This is a genomic window from Arthrobacter sp. B2a2-09 (assembly GCF_027587375.1).
In the GTDB taxonomy this organism is placed as follows: domain Bacteria; phylum Actinomycetota; class Actinomycetes; order Actinomycetales; family Micrococcaceae; genus Arthrobacter.
Genome location: NZ_JAMXIC010000033.1, coordinates 19,691 through 43,286, shown reverse-complemented (window position 1 = coordinate 43,286; position 23,596 = coordinate 19,691). Strand labels below are relative to the sequence as shown.

The window sequence follows — 23,596 nt, the reverse complement described above, 5'->3', positions numbered from 1 at the left end:
CGCGGTGCCGCACAGTACGAGGAAGCCTGGGAGCCCGCACGGAAGGTGGCTGAGCTGACGGCTGCCATGGGCGGCGAGCACATCGTGGTCATTCCCGCGATGTGGCGCGACGACGTCACCGGTGAGGCTGTAGAGAGCGGGGAGCTGTCGCAGGAACAGTGGAATGATCTGTTCGCCGGCCACAACCGCATGGGCAAGGTGCTGCTGGAAGACTTCGGCTTGAAGCAGCAATTCCACTCCCACGCTGATTCCCATGTCGGCGCCCAGGCGGATATCGAGCACCTGCTCGCCGAGACCGATCCCCAGTACCTGAACCTGTGCCTGGACACCGGACACGCGGAATACTGCGGAGCCTCCAGCCTGGAACTGATCAAGAACTACCCGGACCGCATCGGCTACCTGCACTTGAAGCAGATCAACCCGGACGTCCTGAGACAAGTCAACGAGGAAAACATGACCTGGGCGGCAGCCAATCTGGCCGGGGTCATGACCGAACCGCCGAACGGCCTCCCGGACCTGCGTGCAGTCATCGAAGCCGTTGAAGGACTAAACCGCCCGATCTTTGGCATTGTGGAACAGGACATGTACCCCGTGGCCTTCGACGTTCCCATGCCCATCGCCAAGCGCACCCGCAACTACCTGCTCTCGTGCGGTTCCCGCACCACCGTTCAGTAGCACAGGCACAGACAACTAAGGACAGAACATTGACTGACATTCTTCGCGTGGCCGTCATCGGCGCAGGCCGTATGGGCGCCGACCACATCAAGCGGCTCAGCACCCGCATCCACGGCGCCGAAGTGGCCGCCGTCGTCGACGTCGACCTCGCCCGTGCGCTGGCCGCCATCGAAGGGATCGACGGCGCCGTCGCCCTCGCCAGTGCCGAAGAGGCCCTCAACAACGGCGACGTCAACGCCGTACTGATCGCCACGCCCGGTTTCCTGCACGAGGAAATCCTGTACAAGGCACTGGAGAAGGACTTCCCCATCCTCTGCGAAAAGCCGCTCACCCCGGATGCCGAGAGTGCCTGGAAGGTTGTCCAGGCCGAAACGGCACTCGGCCACAAGCGCATCCAAGTCGGCTTCATGCGCCGTTTCGACGCCGAATACGCCGCCTTGGGTTCCGTGATCCGCGATCGTGAACTCGGCGAGCTCCTCATGCTGCACCACCAGCACCGCAACCCGGACACGCCCCAGGGCTTCACCAACGAGATGCTCATCAACGACTCGGTGGTCCACGAGTTCGATGCCATCCGCTTCTTCACCGGCGAGGAAATCACCTCCGTGCAGGTCCGCCTCGGCAAGGCCACGCGCAACGCCCCGAACGGCCAGCACGACCCCCAGCACGTCCTGATCGAGACGGAGTCCGGCGTCCTGGCCGACGTCGAAATCTACGTGAACGCCAAGTTCGGCTACGAAGTCGCCACCCAGGCGTCCTTCGAGGACGGCATCGTGAGCATCGGCGGCGACGGCGGTCCTTACGTCCGCAGCGCCGGCCGCTGGGGCGGGAAGGTCACTCCCGGTTTCGAAGAGCGTTTCGGTGCCGCGTACGACGTCGAGGTCCAGGCCTGGGTGGACGCCGCCCGCCGCGGCGAAATCGGCGGTCCCACCGCCTGGGACGGTTACGCCACCGCTGCTTGCTGCGAAGCAGGCGTCGAAGCCCAGAAGTCGGGCGAAAAGGTCGCGGTACAGCTCAACACCAAGCCTGAGCTGTACAAGTAGGAATGACCGTGAAGATTGCCCTCGATCCCACACCGTTCCACCACAGCCACAGCCTGTTGGAGTTTCCGCGGCTGGCCGCCGATCTCGGCTACAAATACCTGCAGCTGACCCCGCATGCTGACTTCATCCCGTTCTTCAACCACCCCAAGGCCGACGACGAGCTGGTGGGCCAGTTGAAGAAGGCGTGCAAGGATGCCGACGTCGAGATCGCCTCGGTGCTTCCCGTGTTGCGTTGGTCCGGTCCCGACGAAGACGCCCGCGAGGCCGCTGTCCGTTATTGGAAGCGTGCCATCCAGATCACGGTTGATCTTGGCGTGCAGACGATGAACACCGAGTTCAGCGGCCGCCCGGAGAAGGCAGAGGAGTCCGAAAGGGCCTTCTACCGCTCCATGGAAGAGCTTCTTCCGATCATCGAGCGCGAAGGCCTGGACGTCCTCATCGACCCGCACCCGGACGACTTCGTCGAGGACGGACTCGCCGCCTTGCGCGTCATCCGAGGCGTGAACTCGCCCAATATCGGCATGGTCTACGTTGCCTCCCACACGTTCCACATGGGCAACAAGCCGCTCGACATCATGCGGGCCGCGGGGGACAAGCTGCGCCTCGTCCACGTGTCAGACACCATGGACCACCACGCCTCCCACGGGCTGCGCTACATCACCAACCCACCCGGGAACGCCGTGCGCGTGCACCAGCACCTCAAAATCGGCGACGGCGACGTCAACTGGGACGAGTTCTTCGGCGGACTCAAGGAAATCGGCTTCCTGGACAAGGACAACACCGTCATGGTGTCCAGCGTCTTCGCCGAGGACGACAACGCCAACGAGGTGTCCCGCTACCAGCTTGAGACCATGGGCAAGTACATCGCCAAGGCCTAGTAGGGGCGGACAACAGGGCGGCGATCTCTCAAGATCGCCGCCTCTACCGGAGCAGGGAGGTCAGGCAGGTATTGAATCCGGCCATGACTTCCTCGAAGTTAAGCAGTCGCGGCGTGCCGTAAGCGCTGGTTGTCTTGGGAAGTGCGGGGAGTTCTTCCGGGGCGCACAGCAGCGGCTCGCAGCTGTGCCCGGCGGCTGCCAAGGTGGCGATGCCCCAAGGGTGAACGGCCTGTGTGACGGTAATGCCGATGGCGTTCAGCGTGTCGGTCAGGAGGTTGCGAGTGACTGACTTCCAGGCGGCAATGAAGGATTCGCGGAGCATCTCGAACTTGTCGTTGTCTTTGAGATCATAAGCCCGGCGCAACTCCTCGGAGAGTGTGTCCCATTCCTCGGCGGACCGCACGAGCAGGTGGGCGGCCCGGATACGGGGGCTGGTTTCGTTCAAGGAAGGCATTGGTCTTCTTTCAAGGGTGGGCGTCGGTGGGGTCGGTTGCGGCCGGACCGGATTCCGGGTTCCTGCCGGGGTCGGGTGCGGTGCGTGCCCTGGCGGCGCGGACGACGTGGCTTCGGGCGTGTTCCACGGCGGGGGCCAGTTCAGTGAAGAGGTGTTTGTGGTGGCGAAGGGAGTCCAGGACCCCGACCTGGGTGACGAGCCGAAGGTGGCGGTCCTGGATTCCTTTGATCAGCACGGTGATTCCGCGGCGTTCCAGGGCCTGGATGATGTCTGTGATGGTTCTGGCCCCGGTTGCGTCCAGGATCTGCAGCTGCGACATGCGGATGATCACGACGTCGACGTTCCGGATGGTGCTGACCCGGTCCAGGACGCGCTCGGCGGCGGCGAAGAAAAGTGCTCCGTCGAGCCGGAATACCGCGATGTGTTCGTCCCCTTCGTGGACTGGGCCGGGGATTTCTTCCCGGTGCACCCCGCTGGATCGGACCAGGGCGCGTAGGGCGAAGAATGCGGCGACGGCGATGCCGATTTCCACGGCTTCGATCAGGTCGAAGGACACGGTAATCAGGGCGGTGACGAAGAACACGACCGTGTCGGCGCGGGTTGATCCGATCACGCTGCGCAGGGTCTTGAGCGAGACCATGCGTGCCGCGGTGACCATCAGCACCCCGGCCAGCGCGGCAAGGGGGATGCGTGAAACCGGGCCGGTGGCCAGGTACACCACGGCCAGCAGGACCAGCGCATGCGTGATAGCGGCGAGGCGGGTCCGGCCGCCCGAGCGAATGTTCACCGCGGTGCGCGCGATCGCACCTGTGGCCGGCATGCCGCCGAAGAATCCGGAGGCGACAGACGCCAGGCCCTGGCCCAGGAGCTCACGGTCCGCGTCGTAGGGGCCGGTATCGGAGATCGACGCCCCGACCCGTGCCGAGAGCAGCGACTCGATCGCCGCGAGGGCCGCGATCGTGGCCGCGGACCCCGCCAGCGCGGTGATCGTCGCCAGGTCCAGGGAGGGCATCACAGGGGCTGGCAGGGAATCGGGCAGGGCTCCGATCCGGGTCACGGGCAACTCGAGCAGCTGCGCGGCCACACTGGCGATGATGATCGCGATGAGCGAGCCCGGGATCCGCGGGTGGATCCGCGGCGCGGCAACCATGATCACCGCCACGAGAGCCACCACGGCAACCGGGGCGAGAACCGCAGTTGGGGACACGGTGCCGATGGCCTGGATTGCCGAGACGACGGCGTTGCTGCTGGGCCCGGGCTTGACTCCGAACGCGGCAGGGACCTGCTGAAGGAAGATGATCACCGCGATTCCGACGGTGAAGCCCTCGATCACCGGCCAAGGCAGGAGCGTCACGACCCGCCCCAGTTTGAGCAGCCCGGCGGCAACCACTATCACCCCGGCAAGGACCGAGACCGCGGCCAGTGCGCCGAGCCCGTGGGCCGCGATGACCGGGCCCAGAACCACGACCATGGCTCCGGTGGGTCCGGAGACCTGGATGTTGGAACCACCGAAGACGGCCGCGATCACGCCGGCGATCACGGCGGTGATCAGTCCGCTCGCCGCTCCCGCGCCGGAGCTGACCCCGAACGCCAAAGCCAGCGGCAGCGCGACAATGCCGACGGTGACCCCGGCGACCAGGTCCCCTTTCCAGGTACGAGGCAACAGCGTGTAGTCCTGCCGCCCGGGCAGGAGGGCCCGGACCGCGGCCAAGGGCTTCACCGGGTGCTGGCCGCTGCGGCTGACGAGGGTGCAGTCGCTTCTGAGGACTCAAGCTGCGCCCGGGTGGTGTGCAGAATGTCGTTGAGCAGCAGTCTGGCCACGGAGAGGAGTTCCGCGACCTGTGGGTACGCCAGGGTGTAGAACATCTGCAGCGCCCGTCGCTCTCCCTTGACCAAGTGATATCGACGCAGCACCGACAGATGCTGGGACAGGTGCGATGCCTCCAGGCCCGTTGCGGCCAGAAGCTCTGTCACTGACACCTCGGGCGCCGCCGACAGCAGCTCAAGCACCCGGATCCTAACCGGGTGGGCCAGCCCCTTGAACAGATTGGCCTTCACCTCGTACAGCGGTGCCCGGAAATCCGCGAACTCTTCCATGCATGTCTCCCTGCCCGTCAGCACAACCCCTTGCTTGACTATTTTATGGATTCATCATCCAGCATAACAAGGGTAGGAACGCGTCCGTGACTTCCGGCGGACGGGCCGGTTCCAGACCCGCACGGCGCAGCAAGCAGCCGACGCCGACGGAGCAGCGTGAGGAGGCGACGCCGTCGTTGGTCAGTACGTTGAGAGGGCTCCATCCGAACTTCGGATGGAGCCCTCCGTTACGCTGGCTTGTAGAGGAAACTCCAGGAGATGCCCGCACATGATCGAACAGAACGGTTTTTCCATCAGTGAGCTACGGCGCCGTCCCGTTGCGGCCCTCACGGGATTGCTGGGCGTGCTACTTATTGTGATCGCGATTGCGCTGCCTGCGCTGTGGACAGACAGCTACCCGGTTCGAATATTCTCAGCGAGCATGACCGTAGCGGGCGCTGGCGTCTTGGTGTTCGGGCTTTCAGTGAGCACGTTCCTGAAGTCAGGTACCCGCGCCAAAGAATTCACCTTCATAGGTTGTGGAGGGATTGGAATGGCAATGATGGTCATCGGCGCACTGACGCTCGTGGAAATCTACCGTCCGGTTTAGAACCGACTGGGAGGGCCGGGAACCCCGGCCCGCCCACTCGATTAGTGCGACGGACTGCTCAGGCAGTCACCCTCAGCGACGCCGTGAGCGCTGCGTCCGCGTCCCGCAGGACCTTGGCGGCCACTTCGAGACCTTCGATCCGGCCGAGGGAGGTGTCTTCGTGCTCGATGTTGACCAGCATGTTCGGGTCCACCTCGTGAAGCGCACGCAGGAACTCGGTCCAGTAGGCGGTGCCGTGCCCGCGGCCCAGGGCAACGAAGTCCCACGCGGAGTTCTTGGGCCACTCATTGGCCCACTCGTCGCCCCCGAGGTTGGTGCGGTTCTCCTCCGGCGAGAGCCGGCGGAAGCTGTTGTCGAGGACCCCGTAGAGGGCGGCGTTCGCGGTGTTGACTCGGACGTCCTTCGCGGCCGCCTGGAAGACCAACGGGCCGAGTTCTCGGACCACGGCGACCGGATCCATGTGCTGCCAGAACAGGTGCGATGCGTCCAGTTCGACGCCCACGTGCGTGGCGCCCGTGAGTTCGATGAGTTTGTGGACATCTGCGGTGTTGAACACGATGTTCTGCGGGTGCAGTTCGAGGGCCACCTTGACGCCGTGGTCCGCGGCCAGGCGGTCGGTCTCGCGCCAGAACTTCGCCGCGACATCCCATTGGTAGTCCAGCACGTCAAGTGCCGCCGAGTTCCAGGCGTTGACCACCCAGTTGACCGTGGTGGCTCCCGGCTCACCCCCCGGCAGGCCGGACATGGTCACCACCCGGTTCTGGCCGAGGCGCTCTGCGAGCCGGATGGAGCGGCGGACGTCGTCGGCATGCTTCTCGCCGATCTCGCGCTTCGGGTGCAGCGGGTTTCCGTTGCAGTTCAGGCCTGCGATGGCGACGCCGGTGCCCTCGAAGATCGCGAGATAGTCATCACGCGCGGCGTCCGAAACCAAGATGTCGTCCATGGTGGGGACGTGGACGGCCGGCAGGAATCCGCCCGTGTTGATCTCGATCCCCGTCAGACCCAGGTCAGCGATGACCTTGAGGGCCTCGGGAAGCGGCCTGTCGTGCAGGATTGCGTTGTAGACGCCGAGTTTCATAGCGTGATCGTCTTTCCGTTGTTGAGTGCGGATTCCGTGACAGCGCCGAGCAATTCCATGTTGCGCACGCCTTCGTCGAACGTGGCACAGCGGGGGAGGGACTCGGCCTCGGGAATGCCGGCAACCTCTTCGAGGAACGCCCGGGCCTGGTAACCGAAGGCGTCGTTCTGGCCGAAGCCGACTTCGGGGGCGTCCATGGCCAGGCCGCCGGCGATGTAGGGGTGGCCCGGGCCGAGGATGACTTGGCGATAGCCGTTTTCGTTTCCGGAGCCATCGTTGAGGAAGAGCTGGATTTCGGAGGGGCGGCGCTGGTCGAACTTGGCCGCACCGTTCTCGCAGAACACTTCGAAGTTGAGGCTGTTCGCGTGTCCTGCCGCAACACGGGAAACCTCGAAGCTGCCCGCGCCGCTTTCGAACGCTGCGTTGAAGGCGGCGTAGTCGTCATTCTCCACAGCCTCAAAGGTGTCGCTCACCGCTGCATGGTCATGTCCCATGACGGCGCCGAGCGGCAGGGGGCGCTTGTCGATGACGGTGCTGAGGCGACCACCGGAGATGGACTTGATGTCGCCGCAGAGGAACTCGGAGATATACGTCAAGTGGCTTCCGACGTCGGCCAGCGCGCCGGAGCCGGGCCCGCCCTTGTAGCGCCAGCTCATGGGGGCGGACGGGCTGAATCCGTAGTCGGTCCAGTAGCGGCCGCTGAAGTGCAGCACCTTGCCGAGGACGCCGGTGCGGATCAAGTCGCGGATGTAGGCGATCCCGGGCGTGCGGCGGAATGTGAAGCCGATGCGCGCGATGCTGGAAGCGTTGCGGGCGGCTTCCGCCATGGCGCGGGCGTCCTCGATCGAGTCGCTCAGTGGCTTCTCGCAGAGGACGTGCTTGCCTGCGGCCAGGAGTCCCTCGACCACCTCGCGGTGGAGGGAATTCGCGATGACGACGCTGACGACGTCGATATCGTCTGCTTCGGCGATCGCCTGCCACGAGGTGTCATTGCGTTCGTAGCCAAATCGCCGGGCAGCGAGGGACCCGAACTCCGCGTTCACGTCGCCGATCGAAACGAGGCGCACCGGCGGAAGCACCGGGCTGTAAAGGGCAGACGCTGTGCGGTAGGCCGCCGCGTGTGCCTTGCCGGCCATTCCTGCGCCGATGACGGCGACCCCTAGGCTCTCAGCCATTGATTTCTCCTTCGAAATTCAGCCTGGGTGCCGAACACCCCTATGGCATTTTGGAGCGCTACAATTTAGCACTGGACTCAAAGCCTAATCATGTGAGTATGTCCTGTCAATGTTCTGCGCATACCCTTGACAGCAGAGGAGAAAGGTTCCCGAATCATGAGTTCGACAAGTCCCAAAACCCGCCGCCCGACCATCTATGACGTTGCCAAGCATGCCGGCGTCTCGCCGTCGTTGGTGTCTTTGGTCCTCCAAGCGCCGGCGCGGGTCAGCGACAAGCGCCGCGAAGCCGTCCAGGCTGCAATATCGGAGTTGGGCTACCGGCCCAGCCGGGCCGCAACCACCCTGGCGAGCAATCGGACCAAGAGCATCGGCCTGGTGATCGACGACTACCGGAACCTCTGGTTCGTGGACCTGCTGAGGGGCATGGAGTCCGTCCTCTCCGACCTCGGCTACCACGTCATGCTGGCCGACTCCCAGCCCGGCGAGAATCGCATCAAAGAAGCCACGGACGGCCTCCTCGCCATGCATATTGACGCGCTGGTGATCGCGGCGGAACCGAGCGAGCCAATGCTGGCCCGGACGTGGGTGCCTACGGTGGTGGCCGGGTGGCGCAAGGCGATGCCGAGCGGCGCAGACCTCATAACCAACGACGACGACGGCGGGGGCGCCATGGCCGCCAGCCACTTGCTGGGGCTGGGTCATACCCGCATCGGCCATCTCTCGGGGTCCGATGGCGCGTCAGCCCATCGGCGCGCCGGTTTCCGGCGGCAAATCCAGGCCGCCGGCGTCGAACTTCTGATTGCCGAGTCCAAGGGTACTTCGGAGGAAGATGGCTACGCCGCCGCCTCTTGGCTCCTGGACCACCATCCAGACACCACCGCGATCTTCGCGGCCAACGACACCATGGCCGTGGGCGCCTTTGCCGTCCTCAAGGCCCGGGGCCTTCGCGTGCCCGGCGACATTTCGGTGATCGGCTATGACAATTCCCCGTTGGCCAAGTCGAGGTATCTGGATATCACGTCCGTTGACAACCGAAGCGACGTGGTGGGGACCGACGCTGCGCACCGTCTGCTCGCGAGGATTGAAGACCCCACTATCAAGCCCGAGCGCACTTTGATTGATCCCATCCTGGTTGTCCGCTCGACGACCGCGAGGGTGTCGCGCGCGGCACCCTAATTCGTCATCAAACCGCTTCTTCACGTAAAAACATCCTAATGTCAGGACAAAGTATTGACATATGTGAGGCTAGTCACCATGATCTGTGTAGAGGGCTTTGAGCTCCTGCAGAGTGGCAGGGCCACAACCCCGATCAAAGGAGATAAATCGTGAAGAAGTTTTCCTGGCGGAAGGCGGCACTCGTTGCGGCCGTCGTTCCGATGATGGCTCTCAGTGCCTGTTCCAGCACGGGCGGGAAGCCCGCTGACAGCGCCAACGCCGCCGGAGGCGGACAAGCCGTAAGCACTCCTCGCATGAAGGTGGCCCTCATTACTCACGCCGCTGCGGGTGACACGTTCTGGGATATCGTCCGCAAGGGCGCTGAAGAAGCGTCGGCGAAGGACAATGTTGACCTCCTCTACACAAGTGACCCGGAAGCTGGCCGCCAAGCGCAGCTCGTGCAGCAAGCCATCGACCAGAAAGTTGACGGCATCGCCGTCACCCTCGCCACTCCGGATGCGCTCAAGGACGTGCTCAAGAAGGCCACCGACGCCGGCATCCCCGTGGTGAGCCTCAACGCCGGGGAGGACGTCTCGGCACAACTCGGCGCGTTCACCCACTTCGGCTCGAACGAGAAGCTTGCCGGCGAGGCCGTTGGAACCAGGCTGGCATCGCAAGGCTTCAAGCACCCGGTCTGCGTGATCCAGCAGCAGGGCCACGTTGGCCTCGAAGCACGGTGTGCCGGTGTTAAGGCGAAAGTACCCGGAACGGAAATCCTTTACGTGGATGGCAAGGACATGACCTCGGTCCAATCTACCGCCACCGCGAAGCTCCAGGCAGCCAAGGACGCTGATGTCATTATCGGCCTAGGCGCACCGATCACCCTCACGCTCCTCAAGTCGGTCACGGACGCCGGCAGCCCCGCAAAGGTTGCCAGCTTCGACCTGAACGCGGACCTCGCCCAGAAGATCGTGGATGGCTCCGTAATCTTCACCGTGGACCAGCAGCCGTGGCTCCAGGGCTACATGTCCGTTGACGCTCTCTGGCAGGCCAAGCGCGGCGGCTTCAAGCTCGGCGGCGGACAGCCTGTCCTGACCGGTCCGACCATCGTGGACAAGTCCAACGCTTCCGACGTCCTCAAATTCGCCCAGCAGGGCGTCCGCTAGATCCAGGATTCCGGCCGCGCGGCGGGCGACCGCCGCGCGGCCAGACCAACAAGGAGCTCTTCCTATGGCAAACACAGCAACCCTGCCGCCGGCGCCGGCTTCGGCCCCCGGCGATGAGCGGATCGGACGCCGTAGCCCGATCCAGAAGTTTTTGGGCAGGCCCGAAGTCGGCGCCCTGGTGGGGGCCGTTGTCCTCTTCATTTTCTTTGCTTCGGTGTCCCAGACGTTCACCCAGCCGAATGCTTTGGCGACGATCCTTTACGGTTCTTCGACGATCGGGATCATGGCGGTGGGGGTGTCGCTGTTGATGATCGGCGGCGAGTTCGACCTCTCCACCGGTGTGGCCGTGATTTCCTCGGCCCTGACCGCTTCCCTGTTCAGCTGGAACTTTTCCCTGAACGCGTGGGTCGGCGTCGTGCTGGCCCTCGTCGTCTCGCTCGGCATCGGGTTCATCAATGGGTGGATTCTGGTCAAGACGAAGCTGCCGTCCTTCATCGTGACGCTGGCGACGTTTTTGATGCTCACGGGCCTGAACCTGGCCCTGACCCGCCTGATCGGGGGCAGTGTGTCTTCTCCGTCGATTTCGAAGCTGGATGGTTTCGATTCGGCGCACGCGGTGTTCGCGTCCTCGATCAGCATCGGCGGGGTCGAGGTGAAGATCACGGTGTTCTTCTGGATCATCCTGGTCGCGATCGCGTCCTGGGTGCTGTTGCGCACGAAGGTTGGCAACTGGATCTTCGCGGTCGGCGGGGACGCGAACGCGGCCCGGGCCGTGGGGGTTCCGGTGACGAAGACGAAGATCGGGTTGTTCATGGCGGTCGGGTTCTGCGGCTGGATCCTGGGCATGCACAACCTCTTCGCGTTCGACGCGGTGCAGTCCGGTGAGGGCGTGGGCAACGAGTTCCTGTACATCATCGCCGCGGTGATCGGCGGCTGCCTGCTCACCGGCGGCTACGGTTCGGCGGTGGGCGGGGCGATCGGTGCGTTCATCTTCGGGATGGCGAACAAGGGCATCGTGTACGCGCAGTGGAACCCGGACTGGTTCAAGTTCTTCCTGGGCCTGATGCTGCTGCTGGCCACCATCGTGAACCTCATCGTCAAACGCCGCGCGGAACTGAAGTAGAAAGGGACCCGGGAACATGAATGCCAAACAGATCGACCAGCAGACCCTGCTGCGGGACGAGAAGGACCCGCTGACCCACACCCCCGTGCACCTGCTCTCCCTGGAAGCGGTCGGCAAGCATTACGGGAACATCATCGCCCTGCGCGATGTGACGATGGCCGTGGACAACGGCCGGGTCACCTGTGTGCTCGGGGACAACGGCGCGGGCAAGTCCACGCTGATCAAAATCATCGCCGGCCTGCACCAGCACGACGCCGGGGTGCTGAAGATCATGGGCCAGGAACGGAAGTTCAACTCCCCTAGGGACGCCCTGGACGCCGGGATCGCCACCGTGTACCAGGACCTGGCCGTGGTCCCGTTGATGCCGATCTGGCGGAACTTCTTCCTCGGCTCGGAACTGACCACCGGGTTCGGGCCGTTCAAGTCCATGGACGTCCAGAAAATGAAGGACATCACCCTGAAGGAACTCGCCGAGATGGGCATCGACCTGCGCGATGTCGAACAGCCCATCGGCCAGCTCTCCGGCGGTGAACGCCAGTGCGTCGCGATCGCGCGGGCCGTGTACTTCGGGGCGAAGGTGCTGATCCTGGACGAACCCACCGCCGCGCTGGGCGTGAAGCAGTCCGGCGTGGTGCTCCGGTACATCCTGCAGGCCCGGGACCGGGGCCTGGGCGTCATCTTCATCACGCACAACCCGCACCACGCCTTCCCCGTGGGTGACCGGTTCCTGCTGCTCAAGCGCGGCAAGTCCATCGGCTACTACGACAAGAAGGACATCACCCTGGACGAACTCACCGCCCAGATGGCCGGCGGCGCGGAACTGGCAGAACTCGCCCACGAACTCGAACAACTCGGCGGCCACACCGAAGCCCTCAAGGAAGTCCAAGCCGAAGTCGCCGGGGTAACTGAAGTGACGGACGTTGCCGACACATCTGACGCGTCAAGGGAAAACAGCCCACGGCACGCGTAGCGCACAGGGAGACAGTGCGGACGGAGACGGGGGTCCCCCGGAAGAGCGGATGGGCCCCCGCTCGCCGTGCCACGGCGGGAATGTGAACAAAGTAGTAGACGGGAAGACAACATGCCGATCCGGGTAGGCGTTATCGGCGCCGGCGTTATGGGCGCAGACCACATCAGAAACCTCTCCACCACTATCAGCGGGGCCGAAGTCACTTTTGTGGCAGACCTCGACGCCGGACGTGCGGCAGCCGCGGCGCCGCCATCCGCGCGTATCACCACCGACCCTTCCGAGCTGATCAACTCCAGCGACGTTGACGCCGTCGTCGTCGCTTCCCATGACTCCACCCATGCGGGGCTGGTGCTGGAATGCTTCGAAGCGATGACCCCGGTACTATGCGAAAAGCCGTTGGCCCCCACGCTCCTGGAAAGCCGCGACGTAGTGGAGGCCGAAGCTGACCTCCTGGCCGCAACGGGTGCCCGGCTGCTGTCAATGGGCTTCATGAGGCGCTTCGATCCCGGCTATGTCGCCCTGCGCGAAGCCACCCGGGCGCGCACGCAAGGCGAGCCTTTGCAGGTCCACTGCATTAGCCGGACCGAAGCTGCGGGACCGGGCACGAGCTCGGAATCCGCCATCACCAATTCGGCCATTCACGAGCTCGACATCATCCCCTGGCTGCTGGACTCGCCTATCACCGAGGTGTCCTGGCAAGCGGGGCGGAGTTCCCGGTACAGTACCGGTGATCTGCGGGATCCCGCCTTCATGCTTCTGCGCGCGGCCGACGGCACCCTGGCCACCCTCGAACTCTTCCTCAATGCGCAGTATGGCTACACCACCCGGTGCGAGGTCGTGTCAGAGTTCGGCACCGCGGCGCTCCCGGAACCGGCTGCCCTCGATGTCCGGCAGGAGGGGAGGCGCAGTTCCGAAATCCCTGCCGACTGGCGTCCACGCTTCGCCGACGCTTACCGCTTGCAGCTTCAGGCCTGGATTTCAGCCCTCGAAAAGGGAGAGCCTGCGCCGCTCGCCACGGGTGAGGACGGATTGAGGGCATCGCAGCTTGCCCAAGCCATGATCCGTTCGCTCCACAGCGACGGAGCGTACACGAAGGTGGTCTACTGATGGTTTCATCCGGTCTTCCGGTGTCCCGCGTTCCGGATTCGCGCGAAGCCCCGGCGTTGCGCTGGGGGATCATGGGCCCGGGGTGGATTGCCGAACGCTTTACGGAATCGGTGCAGGCGCATTCAGCGCAAGTGATCGCCGCCGTCGGCTCCCGTTCGTTGGACCGGTCCAAAGCTTTCGCGGATGCCTTCGGCGTGCCCGCCGCCTATGGGAGCTACGAAGAGCTGGCTGCGGCTCCGGACATAGACATCGTGTACGTGTGCACGCCACACAACTTCCACCACGGGGCCGCCGTGCTCGCCATCGGCGCCGGCAAACACGTCCTGATCGAAAAACCGATCGGCCTGAACGCTGCGCAGGCCCGGGATATCGCCGCGCGGGCCAAAGCAGCCGACGTCTTCGCGTCCGAGGCCATGTGGAGCTTCTTCCTTCCGAAGTTCGACGTGATCCGGCAAGTGCTCGACGCCGGGACGCTGGGTACCGTGACAACGGTCCTGGCAGAGTATGGCGAGCACTTCGAACGCAGCCACCGAATCTTCGACCCCGCACTGGCTGGTGGGCCTCTGCTGGACCTCGGCACCTACCCGCTGGCCCTCATCACTGAGGTCCTGGGTCCGCCGGAACGGTTGAGCGCTTTCGGCCAGCCCCACGAATCCGGTGTCAACGCCCAGCTCTCCGCCATCATGCAATTCCCGGGCGGAAGCCAGGCCGTGATGAATACGCACCTGCATAATTTCACCCCTACTGCGGCAACGATTGTCGGGTCCGAGGCCACGTTGACCATCGATGGCCCCTTCAACATGCCCGGAGGTTTCGAGATCCGGTTCCCGGACGGCACGCGACTTCGCCACAACGAAGCGGCGGGCGGGCATTTAGAAGGCTTGCACTACGAAGCCGCAGCGGTGGCCCGCGCCGTCGCCGCCGGTGAGACTGAAACCCAACAACGGCCCCTCGCCTCCTCCATTCGGACGATGGAAGTTGCCGATGAGATCCGCCGCCAAGTGGGCATTGAATTCCCGGGCGAAGGCAACGCGCCCGCCTGAGCAATTGTTGTACTGACTATCGAAAGGACGGGCCCATGGCCTACATCGAACAGCATTCAGCCGGATTTCCCACTCCCGTGCGGATTGGCCTCATAGGCTCCGGCTGGATGGGAGCGTTCCATGGCGAAAGCATAGCCCGCAGGGTTCCCGGTGCGGTCCTGGCCGCCGTCGCCGATCCCAACGTGGACTCCGCAGCGTCCGTGGCTGCCCAGCTTGGTACGGCGAAGGTCACCGCAGACGCCGCCGACATCATGGCCGATCCGGACATCGACGCCGTGATCATTGCCAGCCCGGCCCGCTTCCACGCTTCCCTGATTGCCCAGGCCGCCGCCGCAGGCAAGCACGTGTTCTGCGAGAAGCCTGCCGCGCAGAGCCTCGAAGAGCTCGACGCCGCGCTCTTCGCCGTCGATGCGGCGGGGGTACATTTCCAGATCGGCTTCAACCGCCGCTATGCCACGGACTTCCAAGCGGCCAAGAAGGACCTGGCCGGAGGAATTGTTGGGGAGCCGCAGCTCTTGCGTTCATTGACAAGGGATCCGGGCACCGGGAGCATCGGACATGCAGCCAGGATTCCGGCCTGGACGATCTTCCTGGAAACCCTCATCCACGATTTCGACACGCTGAACTGGTTCAACGAAGGCGCCGAGCCGGTGGAGGTCTACGCTGTCGCGGACGCCTTGGTGGAACCGGGCCTGCGTGACCAGGGATTCCTGGACACCGCCGTGGTCACCATCCGCTACAGCAATGGAGCTTTGGCGGTGGCCGAAGCTAACTTCAGCGCGCTGTACGGCTACGACGTCAGGGGCGAAGTCTTCGGCTCCAAGGGCATGGTGCAGGCCGGACGGCCCACTGAAACGGCTGCCCTGCGATACACCGCAGAGGGCCTTTCCGCCGAGACTCCGAGGCTCAACGTCGAACTGTTCCGCGATGCCTACACCGATGAACTCGCGGACTTCGCGGCAGCAGTCCGCGCACGCCGCGATGGCACGCAGCGGCCGTCGGGCGCTTTCACCCTCACCCCTGGGGCCGCTGACGCGCGGCGCGCCCTCGCGATGGCGTTGGCCTGTATCGAGTCGGTCCAGCAAGGCGGACCGGTGGCGGTACCCGCCGTTTCGAGCAACAGCGCCGTTTCGAGCAACAGCAAGGCCGGTGTCTGATGCGGCTGGCCGTTTGTGCGGAGATGGTCTTCACGCAGCTGCCGTTCATCGAACGGGTACATCGGATCCACGAGGCCGGTTTCGACGTCGAACTCTGGGACTCGAGGAGCAAGGACATTGCGGCACTCAAGGCGAGCGGCGCGGTCTTTTCCTCCATGACCGGATACACCTCGGGGAGCCTGGTTGACGCGGACACTGCCGATGACGTCGTGAAGACCGCTGAGACGCTGATTCCGACTGCTTTGGAACTCGGCGTCAGCCGCATGGTGGTGCACTCGGCGGAACTGATCGACGGCAAAGCAGCCCGACCCGTTTACCGGTCCAACGGCAGCATGTGGATCACGGGCGCCCGAACCCTGGAGCGCCTTGGCGCGCTCGGGGAAAAGCACGGACTGACGTTCTGCCTCGAAAACCTCAACACTCTGCTGGATCACCCCGGAATTCCGCTGGCCCGTGCCAAGGACACTTTGGTGCTGGTGGAGGCGGCCGGACACCCGAACGTGAAGATGATGCTGGACCTCTACCACGCACAATTGGGGGAGGGGAACCTCATTGAGCTGGTCCGCACCGCCTTGCCGCACATCGGCGAGATCCAGGTGGCGGACGTCCCGGGCCGCCGCGAGCCCGGCACCGGCGAAATCAACTACTCGGCCGTGGCCCGGGCGCTCGTGGCTGCGGGCTATGAAGGCACCGTCGGCATGGAGGCATGGGCCAGCGGAGACAGCATGGAGGCGCTCGAGGCGTTCCGCCGGGCGTTCACGCTTGAGGCCGACACGGTTCACGATGGCCTGGGTCAGGACGCAACAGCTTTTTCAACGGAGGTAGCACTATGAAGGACGTCGTTCTCGGGCTGGTTGGAGTAGGGCGGATCGGCGTGATGCACGCCAACAACATCGCCGCCCTCAACGGGGAATTGAATGCTCAGGGCATCAACGTGGAGTTGCGGCTCACGGACGTGGCTGAAGAACACGCCCGTCGGGTGGCCGCCGGGCTCGGCGCTCAGTTCCTGCCGTCGGTGGAGGCTTTGATCGCCTCCGGAGTGGATGGGCTGGTGATCGCGACCGGAACGGGCACGCACCCGGAACTGATCCGCGCGGGAGTGGACGCCGGTATCCCGGTGTTCTGCGAGAAGCCCGTGGCCATGAATGTGGCCGATTCGCTGCCGGTCTTGGAACACATCCGCGCCAACGATGGTGTGGTGCAGATCGGGCACCAGCGTCGCTTCGATGCCGGCTACCTTGAGGCCAGGCGAGCCTACCAAGCGGGGGAGCTCGGCTGGATCCACTCGCTGCGCGCAGTCACCTGCGATATGGCTCCGCCGCCCGTGGAGTTCCTGGCAACGTCCGGCGGGCTGTTCCGCGATTGCTCGGTCCATGACTTCGACATCCTGCGCTGGCTGACTGGCCGCGAAATCGTGGAAGTCTATGCCAAGGGGTCGAACAATGGTGATCCCGCCATCGGCGAAGTGGGCGATGTGGATACGGCCTTGGCTTTGATCACGTTCGACGACGGGACGGTTGGCACAGTCTCGGCAACCCGCTACAACGGTGCGGGGCACGACGTCCGCCTCGAAATCCAGGGCTCCAAACGTTCCCTCATGGTTGGCCTGGACGACAAGACAGCCATGGAATCAGCCGAAGCAGGGATCGCCTTCCCCTCCGGAGAACCCCACAAGACCTTCGCCGAACGCTTCGACCAGGCCTACCGCTCGGAAATGGCAGCCTTCGTTGAACTGGTCCTGGGCCAGCGGGAAAACCCGTGCACCCCAGAGGACGCCGTCGCGGCTTCCCGCGTGGCGGATGCAGCGCAGGAGTCGCTGGCAAGCGGGGTCCCGGTCAGGGTAGCGCTGGTGACGGCCTAGGCCAGTTAGGCGATTAGGGGCCCCAACTGACTCGCAGTTGTTGTCGTTTTGACGGCCCAAAACGACAACAACTGTTAGTCAGTTGGGTGTGCGAACGACTTAGGCGCCGAACGGCAAGCGGGGGTCGATGTCCTGTCCATCCCAGCTCTGCCGCACCCACCCGTGGTGGGGGTCGTCGCTGATGAGCCATTCGCGCACGGGTCCCGGGCCGGCCATGACGTTCAGGTAGTACAAGTCGTAACCGGGAGCGGCCATGGCGGGGCCGTGCCAACCATACGGAACAAGTACGACGTCGCCCGTACGAACCTCCGCGGCCACATCGATCGGGCGCTCATCGGAGGCGTAGACGCGCTGGTAGCCGATCGCGTCTGCATGTGCGGAGTCAGGGGCGCCGGAGCCGTCAGCCACGCGGGTCTCGAAGTAGTAGATCTCCTCGAGCTGCGTTTCGCCGTCCTTTTCCTCGTCATGCTTGTGCGGGGGATAGGAGGACCAGTTGCCCGCGGGGGTGAGCACTTCGCAGACGATGAAACGGTCGGCCTCGAGGGCGGCTGGAGTGCCGAAGTTGTGGACCTGGCGGGAGCAATTGCCTGCTCCGCGCAGCTCCACAGGGGTTTCCGCGGCGGTCACTAGCCTGGTGGGGTACGACGCGTTGGCCGGGGCAGTCGCTACAGCGACGCGGCCGCCGTCGGGCGAACTGATGGTGACGGCAGCGTTCGTGCCGGAATACAGGACATCGCTGGGGCCATGGAAAACCGACGCCCGCCCCGCAAGGGGATACTCGACGTCGTCGACCGTCACTGTAAAGGCGCCGTTGAGCGGCACAACGATCCGCTCTTCCGCTGCGGCGGGGAGCTCGACGGCGGTGCCCGCGGCGAGCGTGGCGACCTTGAGCCCCGTGTGGGCCCAACCGTCCACGGTCAACGCGGAATCGGAGGTTCCGAGTGAGATGTCCCAATCGCCGTCGTTGGCGGTTCCCAGTGGATAGACCCAGTTGGCCATGAAGTTATGTCCTTGCGTTAGCGCTGTACGAGTGTCATTTCAAAGCTGTAGGAATCGGCCCGGTAGACGTGGTGGCCGGTCTCTACCATGCGTCCGGTGTCGTCGACGGCGGTGCGTTCCATGGTGACCAAAGCCGAGCCGACCTCCGCCTCCAAGAGCGGTGCCTGGTAGTCGTTGGCGATCATGGCGCCGATCCGCTGCGAAGCGAGGCGGAAGTTGACGCCGCCGCGGCGGAGGATGGCGTAGAGGCCTTCCGCAGCCAGCATGGACTCGTCCATGGTGGCGATGTCGTCGCGGACCCAGTTCTCCATGAGCGCCAGCGGCTTGCCGCCCACTTTGCGCAGGCGGGTGAAGTGGTAGACCTTGGAACCGGCCGGAAGCTGGAGGGCGGTCAGCGTGGCTTCGTCGGCTTCCATGTGCGAGAAGCTGAGGACCTGCGTTGTGGGCTTCTTGCCGTTGTTCGTCAGATCGTCGTAGAGACTGGAAAGCTCCAGGGGCCGGCGGACCTGGCTCGACACCACCTGTGTGCCGACGCCGCGCTTGCGGACCAACAGGCCTGAGCGGACGAGTTCGTCCATGGCCTTGCGCATGGTGGGCCGGGACAGGTTGAGCTGGGCGGCGAGGTCTATTTCGTTGTCCAAGCGGCTGCCGGGCTCCAAGACTCCGCTGTGGATGGCGGCCTCGATGCCCTGGACCACCTGGTGGTACAACGGCACAGGGGAAGAACGGTCGATAGTGAGGCCAAGTTGATTCGCCATTGCATGCTCCCTCGCATTCCGGGACTGTCCCGGAAGTTGCAAGCATGTCCGCTCATGTTCGCTTGATAGGACATACTGCTTTACTGATGATAGCAGGAGCGTTGCGCGGGTCAAGGGTATTGGCGCTGCGTCTATTGCGCCGTTTCAGAGTCCACGTTTGGGACATGTCCAGACATCAGAACCAGGCGTCGACGCCGGTGCGGCGCGGACGTTTAGCGGCTTCCGGCGGCGCGTGCCTTCCGGCGGCGCGGACGTTTAGCGGCGGCGTTGGCGGGCGCTGCTGCGTTGCCTGAGGTAGCCGACGCCTGCCAGGACCGCGCCCAGCCCCTCGGCGACTGCGCTGAGGGACTTCTCGAAAAACCATACCGGCTCGTACATGGAAGGGATCGGACCTATGGCAGGTATGTCGACATAGCGGTAGAGGAGGACCGCTATCAAAGCGCTTCCAGCGACGACCAATGCGGCCGCGTAGGCCGGCCTACTGCCGCGGACCAGGACATACAGGCCAACGAGGATTGCGGCGGCGGCCTCAATGCGGAACAGATTGCCTTGCCCGATTCCGCCAGGGGCGCCCAACTGGTAGCCCGGGGCAAGATCGAAGTGCACCACGGCGTCGATGACGAGGGCTGCCGCCACAAGCAGTCGCAGCAGGATGTCCCGGGGCCGGCGGTTCGTCGGCTTGCGGCGGGCCGCTTCACGAGTGCTCATTTCCCTGTCCTCATTTCCCGAGTGCTCATTTCCCAAGTGCTCATTTCACTGTGCTCATTTCACGACCAGGGTTCCATGCATATTGGAGTGGTAGGCGCAGTGGTAGGGATAGCTGCCCGGTGTGGTGGGCGCGGTGAACTGAGCTGTTCCACCCCCGCCATCGACGGCGGCGTCGAAGGCCTTTCCATCGTCCGAGGTGACCGTGTGGGCCTGGGTGTCCTCGTTCTTCACGGTGATTTTGGCGCCCGGGCTGACCGAGACGGGTCCTTGATAGCCGAAGTCCTTGATGGTGATGGTGAGCGATTGGGAGGTCCCGGACGGCGGAGCAGTCGAGGAAGCTGCAGTAGGTTGGCTCGACGACCCGCCCTGGTAGCCATTTCCGGACACCCCGCAACCGCTCAAGGCAATCAGGGCGGCCGCTCCAACGATGGCCATCATGGCTTTGGGGTTGTTCCTCATGTTTGGTTCCCCGCTCTTCGTGTCCGGTGGCGCGAATTTGCTTGCCACATTGATGAGACGAATTCCGGGGCGGTCAGGTTCACCGGAACGGGCAATTTCCTCCGGCAGGCGGACACCGGCCGTCTCCGTCAGGCCACGGGACGCAGCGTCCTACAGACCTCCACGAAAGCCTTGAACGGGGCGAGCCGTTCCTCCTCAGGCAGCTGCGAGGCCTCGGGATGCCATTGCACTGATGCCACCCAGCGTTGTGGGTCCTCAAGGGCCTCCACCGTGCCGTCCTCTGCCACCGCAGTCACCACCAAGCCATCGCCTACCCGGGCCACGGCCTGGTGATGTCCCGAAGCAATCCGCACCGAGTCCCGTGAGCCGTAAAGCCCGGCCACTTTGGAATCTGGCGAAAGTTCGACGTCGTGCCACGCCCAGGCGCTCAGCTCACCCTCCGCCGGAGTCAGGCCGTTGTGCTCCACCAACGATGGGTGCATGTCCTGGATGAGCGTCCCGCCGTAGGCCACGTTAAGGAGCTGGTGGCCGCGGCAGATGCCGAGGGTGGGCAAACCGGCGTCGAGCGATCCACGGGCGACCGCCAAGTCCAATCGGTCCTGGTCAGGATTGACGTCGTAGCAGGCTTCGGTCGCTTCTTCACCGTAGAGTCGCGGATCCAGGTCCCCGCCGCCGGGCAACAGGACCCCGTTGAGCGAACGGAGCTCGGCGGCCAGCCGGCCGGCTTCGTCGGTGAAGGAGGCGTCCAGCAGTACAGGCTCCGCACCGGCGTCGCGCACTAATTCGACGATGAAGTCGAAGAGTTCATTCGCCTCTCCGACGCGGGCATCCGCGTTTTGGGAGCTGCTCAGGCGGACGGGAATGCCGATCCGGGGCCGGACGCTGCTCTGCTGTTCGGAAGTCTGCATGCTCCATGATGCACTGGCCGGGCGACTCCTGCGCAACGGGAACCGCGGGCTTACGCTGATGCCATGAATCCGTCCCGCGCCCTGGTTCCCAGTCCCCGCACACTCGACATTGAGAGCGTCGCCCATTTCGACAGCTTGCTGAGCTCCGGGGCCGCAACGATGCACGGATGGCACGCCCAGTCGCTGGACCTGCGAGGCCGACGGGCGGACCTGCAGAGGCTGGATCCCCAAGGCGCCATCTTCCTGGGCTGTACCTTCGACGACGGCGTCGAGGACTCCCTGCGCAGCCGCGGAGCACTCATCTTTCCGAAGCTGCGCGGCGTGCCGTTCAACCCGTACCGGGGCAGCCTCTACAGCGCCGCTGAACTGTACGAGGACATTGACGCCACGGAGTACGAAGCAACCCTGGACGCCCAGGTGTACCACTGGAGCATCATGCCGGGGCAACGGACCAGCCTGGACGCCACCCTCGCCGCCGCGCTGCACGACCACGCCATCGGGGACGCTTTGGACGAACTCCTGGGCAACGGGGATTTCGCGGGGAACAAGATCGTGGGAGTCATGGGCGGCCACGTCGCGCAACGCGGAACACAGGACTTCGACGACGCCGCGCGCTTGGGTCGGCTCTTGGCGCTGTCCGGCTTCACAGTGGCCACCGGGGGAGGGCCGGGTGCCATGGAAGCCGCCAATTTGGGCGCCTACCTGAGCGGCCTGCCCGACGTCGACTTCGCCGTCGCGCTGCAATCGCTCGCGGCCGTGCCGGGTTTCCGGCCCTCGGTGACGGCGTGGGCGCGGGCGGCGGCCGCCGTCGTCGGGCACCATCCCCGCGGGACGACGTCGCTGGGGATCCCCACCTGGTTTTACGGGCACGAGCCGCCAAACCTCTTTGCCACCCACATCGCCAAGTACTTCGCCAATTCCATGCGCGAAGCGATCTTGCTCGAGCTATGCAACGGCGGGATCGTGTTCCTCCCGGGCTCCGCCGGCACTGTGCAGGAAATCTTCCAGGACGCGTGCGAGAACTTCTACGGAGCCCCGGAAACCGTCACGCCCATGGTGCTCGTAGGGCGCGACCACTGGGAGCACAAGTATCCCGCTTGGCCCATGTTGCAGAGTCTTGCTGCCGGGAAAGTGATGGAGGGCCGGATCTTCCTGGTGGACAGCGTCGAGGAAGCGCTCGCCGTCGTCGCGGACTAACTGCGTTCAGTCGCCGCGGCCCTTGGTTCCCGCCCGCCCGCCACCGCCGCCACCGGCACCGCAGCCCAAGTGACTCGCATTTGTTGTCGTTATGAGGGCTCAAAACGACAACAAATGCGAGTCAGTTGGGGCTTCCCGGCAGGTTAGTGCGGGGCGCGGCCGCCCAGGCGAGTGGTGATTTTGCCGGCTGCGTCTTGGCATGCCTCGCCGAGGCTGGCGAGCGTGTCCTGCGAGACCCGGAACTTGGGCGCCGGGATCAGGACGGAGGCCACGATGTCTCCGCGGTGGTCAAAGACCGGGGAGGCGACGCCGACTTCTTCAATCGACGTTTCGCCGAAATTGAAGGCCCAGCCACGCTTCACTGACTCCTGGAGTCGGAGAAGGTAGGCCTCGAGTGCTTCGTCGTCGAGACCGGGCAATGTAATGGAGCCGCTGCGCAGGAGCATACGCACGCGGTCGGCGTCTTCGGAGGCAAGGAAGACCTGTACCGAGGAGCTGAGCGCCTCGTTGTAGCGGGCACCCAACGGGGCAAGATGCTTGACTTGGTGACGGCTGGCGATTTGCTCCACGCACATGGATTCGCTCCCGTTCCACACCATGAGCGCGCTCGTCTCGCCGGTCCGTTCGCTCAGCTCACGCAGCACGGGATAGGCCACCCGGCGCTCTTCCAGTTCGGCAAGGAGCGGGCCGGCAAGGGCGATCATCCCCAGGCCCAGCCGGAAGCGGCGGGACTCGGGGTCGCGCTCCACCAAGTGTTCCTGTTCGAAGGTTGCCAGGATCCGGGACACGGTGCTCTTGTGCAAGCCGATCCTGCCGGCGATCTCGGTGACACCCAGCAAGGGTTCCTCGGCGGTGAAGCTGCGGAGCACGGCAATGGCGTTCTCGAGGACCGAGGCGCCTCTGGAATCGCCGTTGGCCGGAGTGTCGCTGGTGGTTGCACGCGGTTCTGCTGGGGTCATGATGGTCACTATATGGCTCTTTTAATCGGGACATGCC

25 protein-coding genes are annotated in these 23,596 nt (G+C 64.6%); 14 read left to right on the top strand and 11 right to left on the bottom strand.

The genetic code is table 11. The features are described 5' to 3' along the window. From NFJ07_RS23340 to NFJ07_RS23330, 3 genes are all read left to right on the top strand, one after another. A partial coding sequence (locus NFJ07_RS23340; protein ID WP_269998239.1) for a sugar phosphate isomerase/epimerase family protein occupies positions 1–675 on the top strand: 675 nt, incomplete at its 5' end. 29 nt (positions 676–704) lie between these two features. Next, positions 705–1,718, top strand: a complete 1,014-nt coding sequence (locus NFJ07_RS23335; protein WP_269998237.1) for a Gfo/Idh/MocA family protein — start codon at positions 705–707, stop codon at positions 1,716–1,718. Between the two features lie 8 nt (positions 1,719–1,726). Continuing rightward, complete coding sequence (locus NFJ07_RS23330) at positions 1,727–2,596, top strand: sugar phosphate isomerase/epimerase family protein (protein WP_269998235.1); 870 nt, start codon at positions 1,727–1,729, stop codon at positions 2,594–2,596. Positions 2,597–2,639: 43 nt separating this feature from the next. Here NFJ07_RS23330 and NFJ07_RS23325 read toward each other — a convergent pair whose 3' ends face one another. From NFJ07_RS23325 to NFJ07_RS23315, 3 genes are read right to left on the bottom strand one after another with little or no spacing between them, the layout of a single operon-like run. Next, complete coding sequence (locus NFJ07_RS23325; RefSeq protein WP_269998233.1) at positions 2,640–3,050, bottom strand: hypothetical protein; 411 nt, start codon at positions 3,048–3,050, stop codon at positions 2,640–2,642. Between the two features lie 10 nt (positions 3,051–3,060). Beyond that, positions 3,061–4,770: a SulP family inorganic anion transporter gene (locus NFJ07_RS23320; protein WP_269998231.1), complete on the bottom strand. Its 1,710-nt coding sequence runs from the start codon at positions 4,768–4,770 to the stop codon at positions 3,061–3,063. Beyond that, entirely contained in the window at positions 4,767–5,147 is a 381-nt protein-coding gene (locus NFJ07_RS23315) for an ArsR/SmtB family transcription factor (RefSeq protein ID WP_269998230.1), read from the bottom strand. Before NFJ07_RS23315 ends, NFJ07_RS23320 begins: the two co-directional genes overlap by 4 nt. Before the next feature lie 268 nt (positions 5,148–5,415). Between NFJ07_RS23315 and NFJ07_RS23310 the strand changes: the two genes are divergently transcribed. Continuing rightward, positions 5,416–5,736: a hypothetical protein gene (locus NFJ07_RS23310; protein ID WP_269998228.1), complete on the top strand. Its 321-nt coding sequence runs from the start codon at positions 5,416–5,418 to the stop codon at positions 5,734–5,736. Positions 5,737–5,794: 58 nt separating this feature from the next. Here the strand turns inward: NFJ07_RS23310 and NFJ07_RS23305 are convergent, their stop codons facing one another. Together NFJ07_RS23305 and NFJ07_RS23300 are read right to left on the bottom strand one after the other, a co-directional pair. Then, on the bottom strand, positions 5,795–6,814 hold the full coding sequence (locus NFJ07_RS23305; RefSeq protein ID WP_269998226.1) for a sugar phosphate isomerase/epimerase family protein: 1,020 nt from the start codon (positions 6,812–6,814) through the stop codon (positions 5,795–5,797). Beyond that, positions 6,811–7,989, bottom strand: coding sequence for a Gfo/Idh/MocA family protein (locus NFJ07_RS23300; RefSeq protein ID WP_269998224.1), 1,179 nt, complete (start codon positions 7,987–7,989; stop codon positions 6,811–6,813). Before NFJ07_RS23300 ends, NFJ07_RS23305 begins: the two co-directional genes overlap by 4 nt. A gap of 156 nt (positions 7,990–8,145) precedes the next feature. Between NFJ07_RS23300 and NFJ07_RS23295 the strand changes: the two genes are divergently transcribed. The 9 genes from NFJ07_RS23295 to NFJ07_RS23255 all read left to right on the top strand — a co-directional run bounded on the left by NFJ07_RS23295 (position 8,146) and on the right by NFJ07_RS23255 (position 17,571). Next, on the top strand, positions 8,146–9,165 hold the full coding sequence (locus NFJ07_RS23295; RefSeq protein ID WP_269998222.1) for a LacI family DNA-binding transcriptional regulator: 1,020 nt from the start codon (positions 8,146–8,148) through the stop codon (positions 9,163–9,165). A gap of 149 nt (positions 9,166–9,314) precedes the next feature. Beyond that, complete coding sequence (locus tag NFJ07_RS23290; RefSeq protein ID WP_269998220.1) at positions 9,315–10,310, top strand: substrate-binding domain-containing protein; 996 nt, start codon at positions 9,315–9,317, stop codon at positions 10,308–10,310. Positions 10,311–10,374: 64 nt separating this feature from the next. After that, a complete protein-coding gene (locus NFJ07_RS23285) occupies positions 10,375–11,433 on the top strand; it encodes an ABC transporter permease (RefSeq protein ID WP_269998217.1) in 1,059 nt (352 codons plus the stop codon). 16 nt (positions 11,434–11,449) lie between these two features. Continuing rightward, positions 11,450–12,403: an ATP-binding cassette domain-containing protein gene (locus tag NFJ07_RS23280; protein WP_269998215.1), complete on the top strand. Its 954-nt coding sequence runs from the start codon at positions 11,450–11,452 to the stop codon at positions 12,401–12,403. 111 nt (positions 12,404–12,514) lie between these two features. Continuing rightward, complete coding sequence (locus tag NFJ07_RS23275; RefSeq protein ID WP_269998214.1) at positions 12,515–13,510, top strand: Gfo/Idh/MocA family oxidoreductase; 996 nt, start codon at positions 12,515–12,517, stop codon at positions 13,508–13,510. Then, entirely contained in the window at positions 13,510–14,553 is a 1,044-nt protein-coding gene (locus tag NFJ07_RS23270; RefSeq protein WP_269998213.1) for a Gfo/Idh/MocA family protein, read from the top strand. Before NFJ07_RS23275 ends, NFJ07_RS23270 begins: the two co-directional genes overlap by 1 nt. Positions 14,554–14,588: 35 nt before the next feature. Beyond that, the gene (locus tag NFJ07_RS23265; protein ID WP_269998211.1) at positions 14,589–15,710 is read left to right on the top strand and encodes a Gfo/Idh/MocA family oxidoreductase; all 1,122 of its coding nucleotides are present in this window, start codon (positions 14,589–14,591) and stop codon (positions 15,708–15,710) included. Further along, positions 15,710–16,543: a TIM barrel protein gene (locus tag NFJ07_RS23260; RefSeq protein WP_269998210.1), complete on the top strand. Its 834-nt coding sequence runs from the start codon at positions 15,710–15,712 to the stop codon at positions 16,541–16,543. Before NFJ07_RS23265 ends, NFJ07_RS23260 begins: the two co-directional genes overlap by 1 nt. Beyond that, positions 16,540–17,571 carry a Gfo/Idh/MocA family oxidoreductase gene (locus NFJ07_RS23255; RefSeq protein WP_269998209.1) on the top strand — a complete coding sequence of 344 codons (1,032 nt, stop codon included), beginning with the start codon at positions 16,540–16,542 and terminating at the stop codon, positions 17,569–17,571. Before NFJ07_RS23260 ends, NFJ07_RS23255 begins: the two co-directional genes overlap by 4 nt. A gap of 99 nt (positions 17,572–17,670) precedes the next feature. Here the strand turns inward: NFJ07_RS23255 and iolB are convergent, their stop codons facing one another. The 5 genes from iolB to NFJ07_RS23230 form a co-directional block, all read right to left on the bottom strand. Continuing rightward, entirely contained in the window at positions 17,671–18,570 is a 900-nt protein-coding gene (gene iolB / locus NFJ07_RS23250; protein ID WP_269998208.1) for a 5-deoxy-glucuronate isomerase, read from the bottom strand. Between the two features lie 17 nt (positions 18,571–18,587). After that, a complete protein-coding gene (locus NFJ07_RS23245; RefSeq protein ID WP_269998207.1) occupies positions 18,588–19,328 on the bottom strand; it encodes a GntR family transcriptional regulator in 741 nt (246 codons plus the stop codon). Positions 19,329–19,583: 255 nt separating this feature from the next. Beyond that, positions 19,584–20,036, bottom strand: coding sequence for a hypothetical protein (locus NFJ07_RS23240; protein ID WP_269998206.1), 453 nt, complete (start codon positions 20,034–20,036; stop codon positions 19,584–19,586). A gap of 54 nt (positions 20,037–20,090) precedes the next feature. Further along, on the bottom strand, positions 20,091–20,495 hold the full coding sequence (locus NFJ07_RS23235) for a cupredoxin domain-containing protein (RefSeq protein WP_269998204.1): 405 nt from the start codon (positions 20,493–20,495) through the stop codon (positions 20,091–20,093). A 128-nt stretch (positions 20,496–20,623) separates the two neighbouring features. Next, the gene (locus NFJ07_RS23230) at positions 20,624–21,403 is read right to left on the bottom strand and encodes a gamma-glutamyl-gamma-aminobutyrate hydrolase family protein (RefSeq protein WP_269998203.1); all 780 of its coding nucleotides are present in this window, start codon (positions 21,401–21,403) and stop codon (positions 20,624–20,626) included. A gap of 63 nt (positions 21,404–21,466) precedes the next feature. Between NFJ07_RS23230 and NFJ07_RS23225 the strand changes: the two genes are divergently transcribed. Continuing rightward, positions 21,467–22,600, top strand: a complete 1,134-nt coding sequence (locus tag NFJ07_RS23225) for an LOG family protein (RefSeq protein WP_269998201.1) — start codon at positions 21,467–21,469, stop codon at positions 22,598–22,600. Positions 22,601–22,743: 143 nt separating this feature from the next. Here the strand turns inward: NFJ07_RS23225 and NFJ07_RS23220 are convergent, their stop codons facing one another. Further along, positions 22,744–23,559, bottom strand: coding sequence for an IclR family transcriptional regulator (locus NFJ07_RS23220; protein WP_269998199.1), 816 nt, complete (start codon positions 23,557–23,559; stop codon positions 22,744–22,746). Between the last annotated feature and the right edge of the window lie 37 nt (positions 23,560–23,596).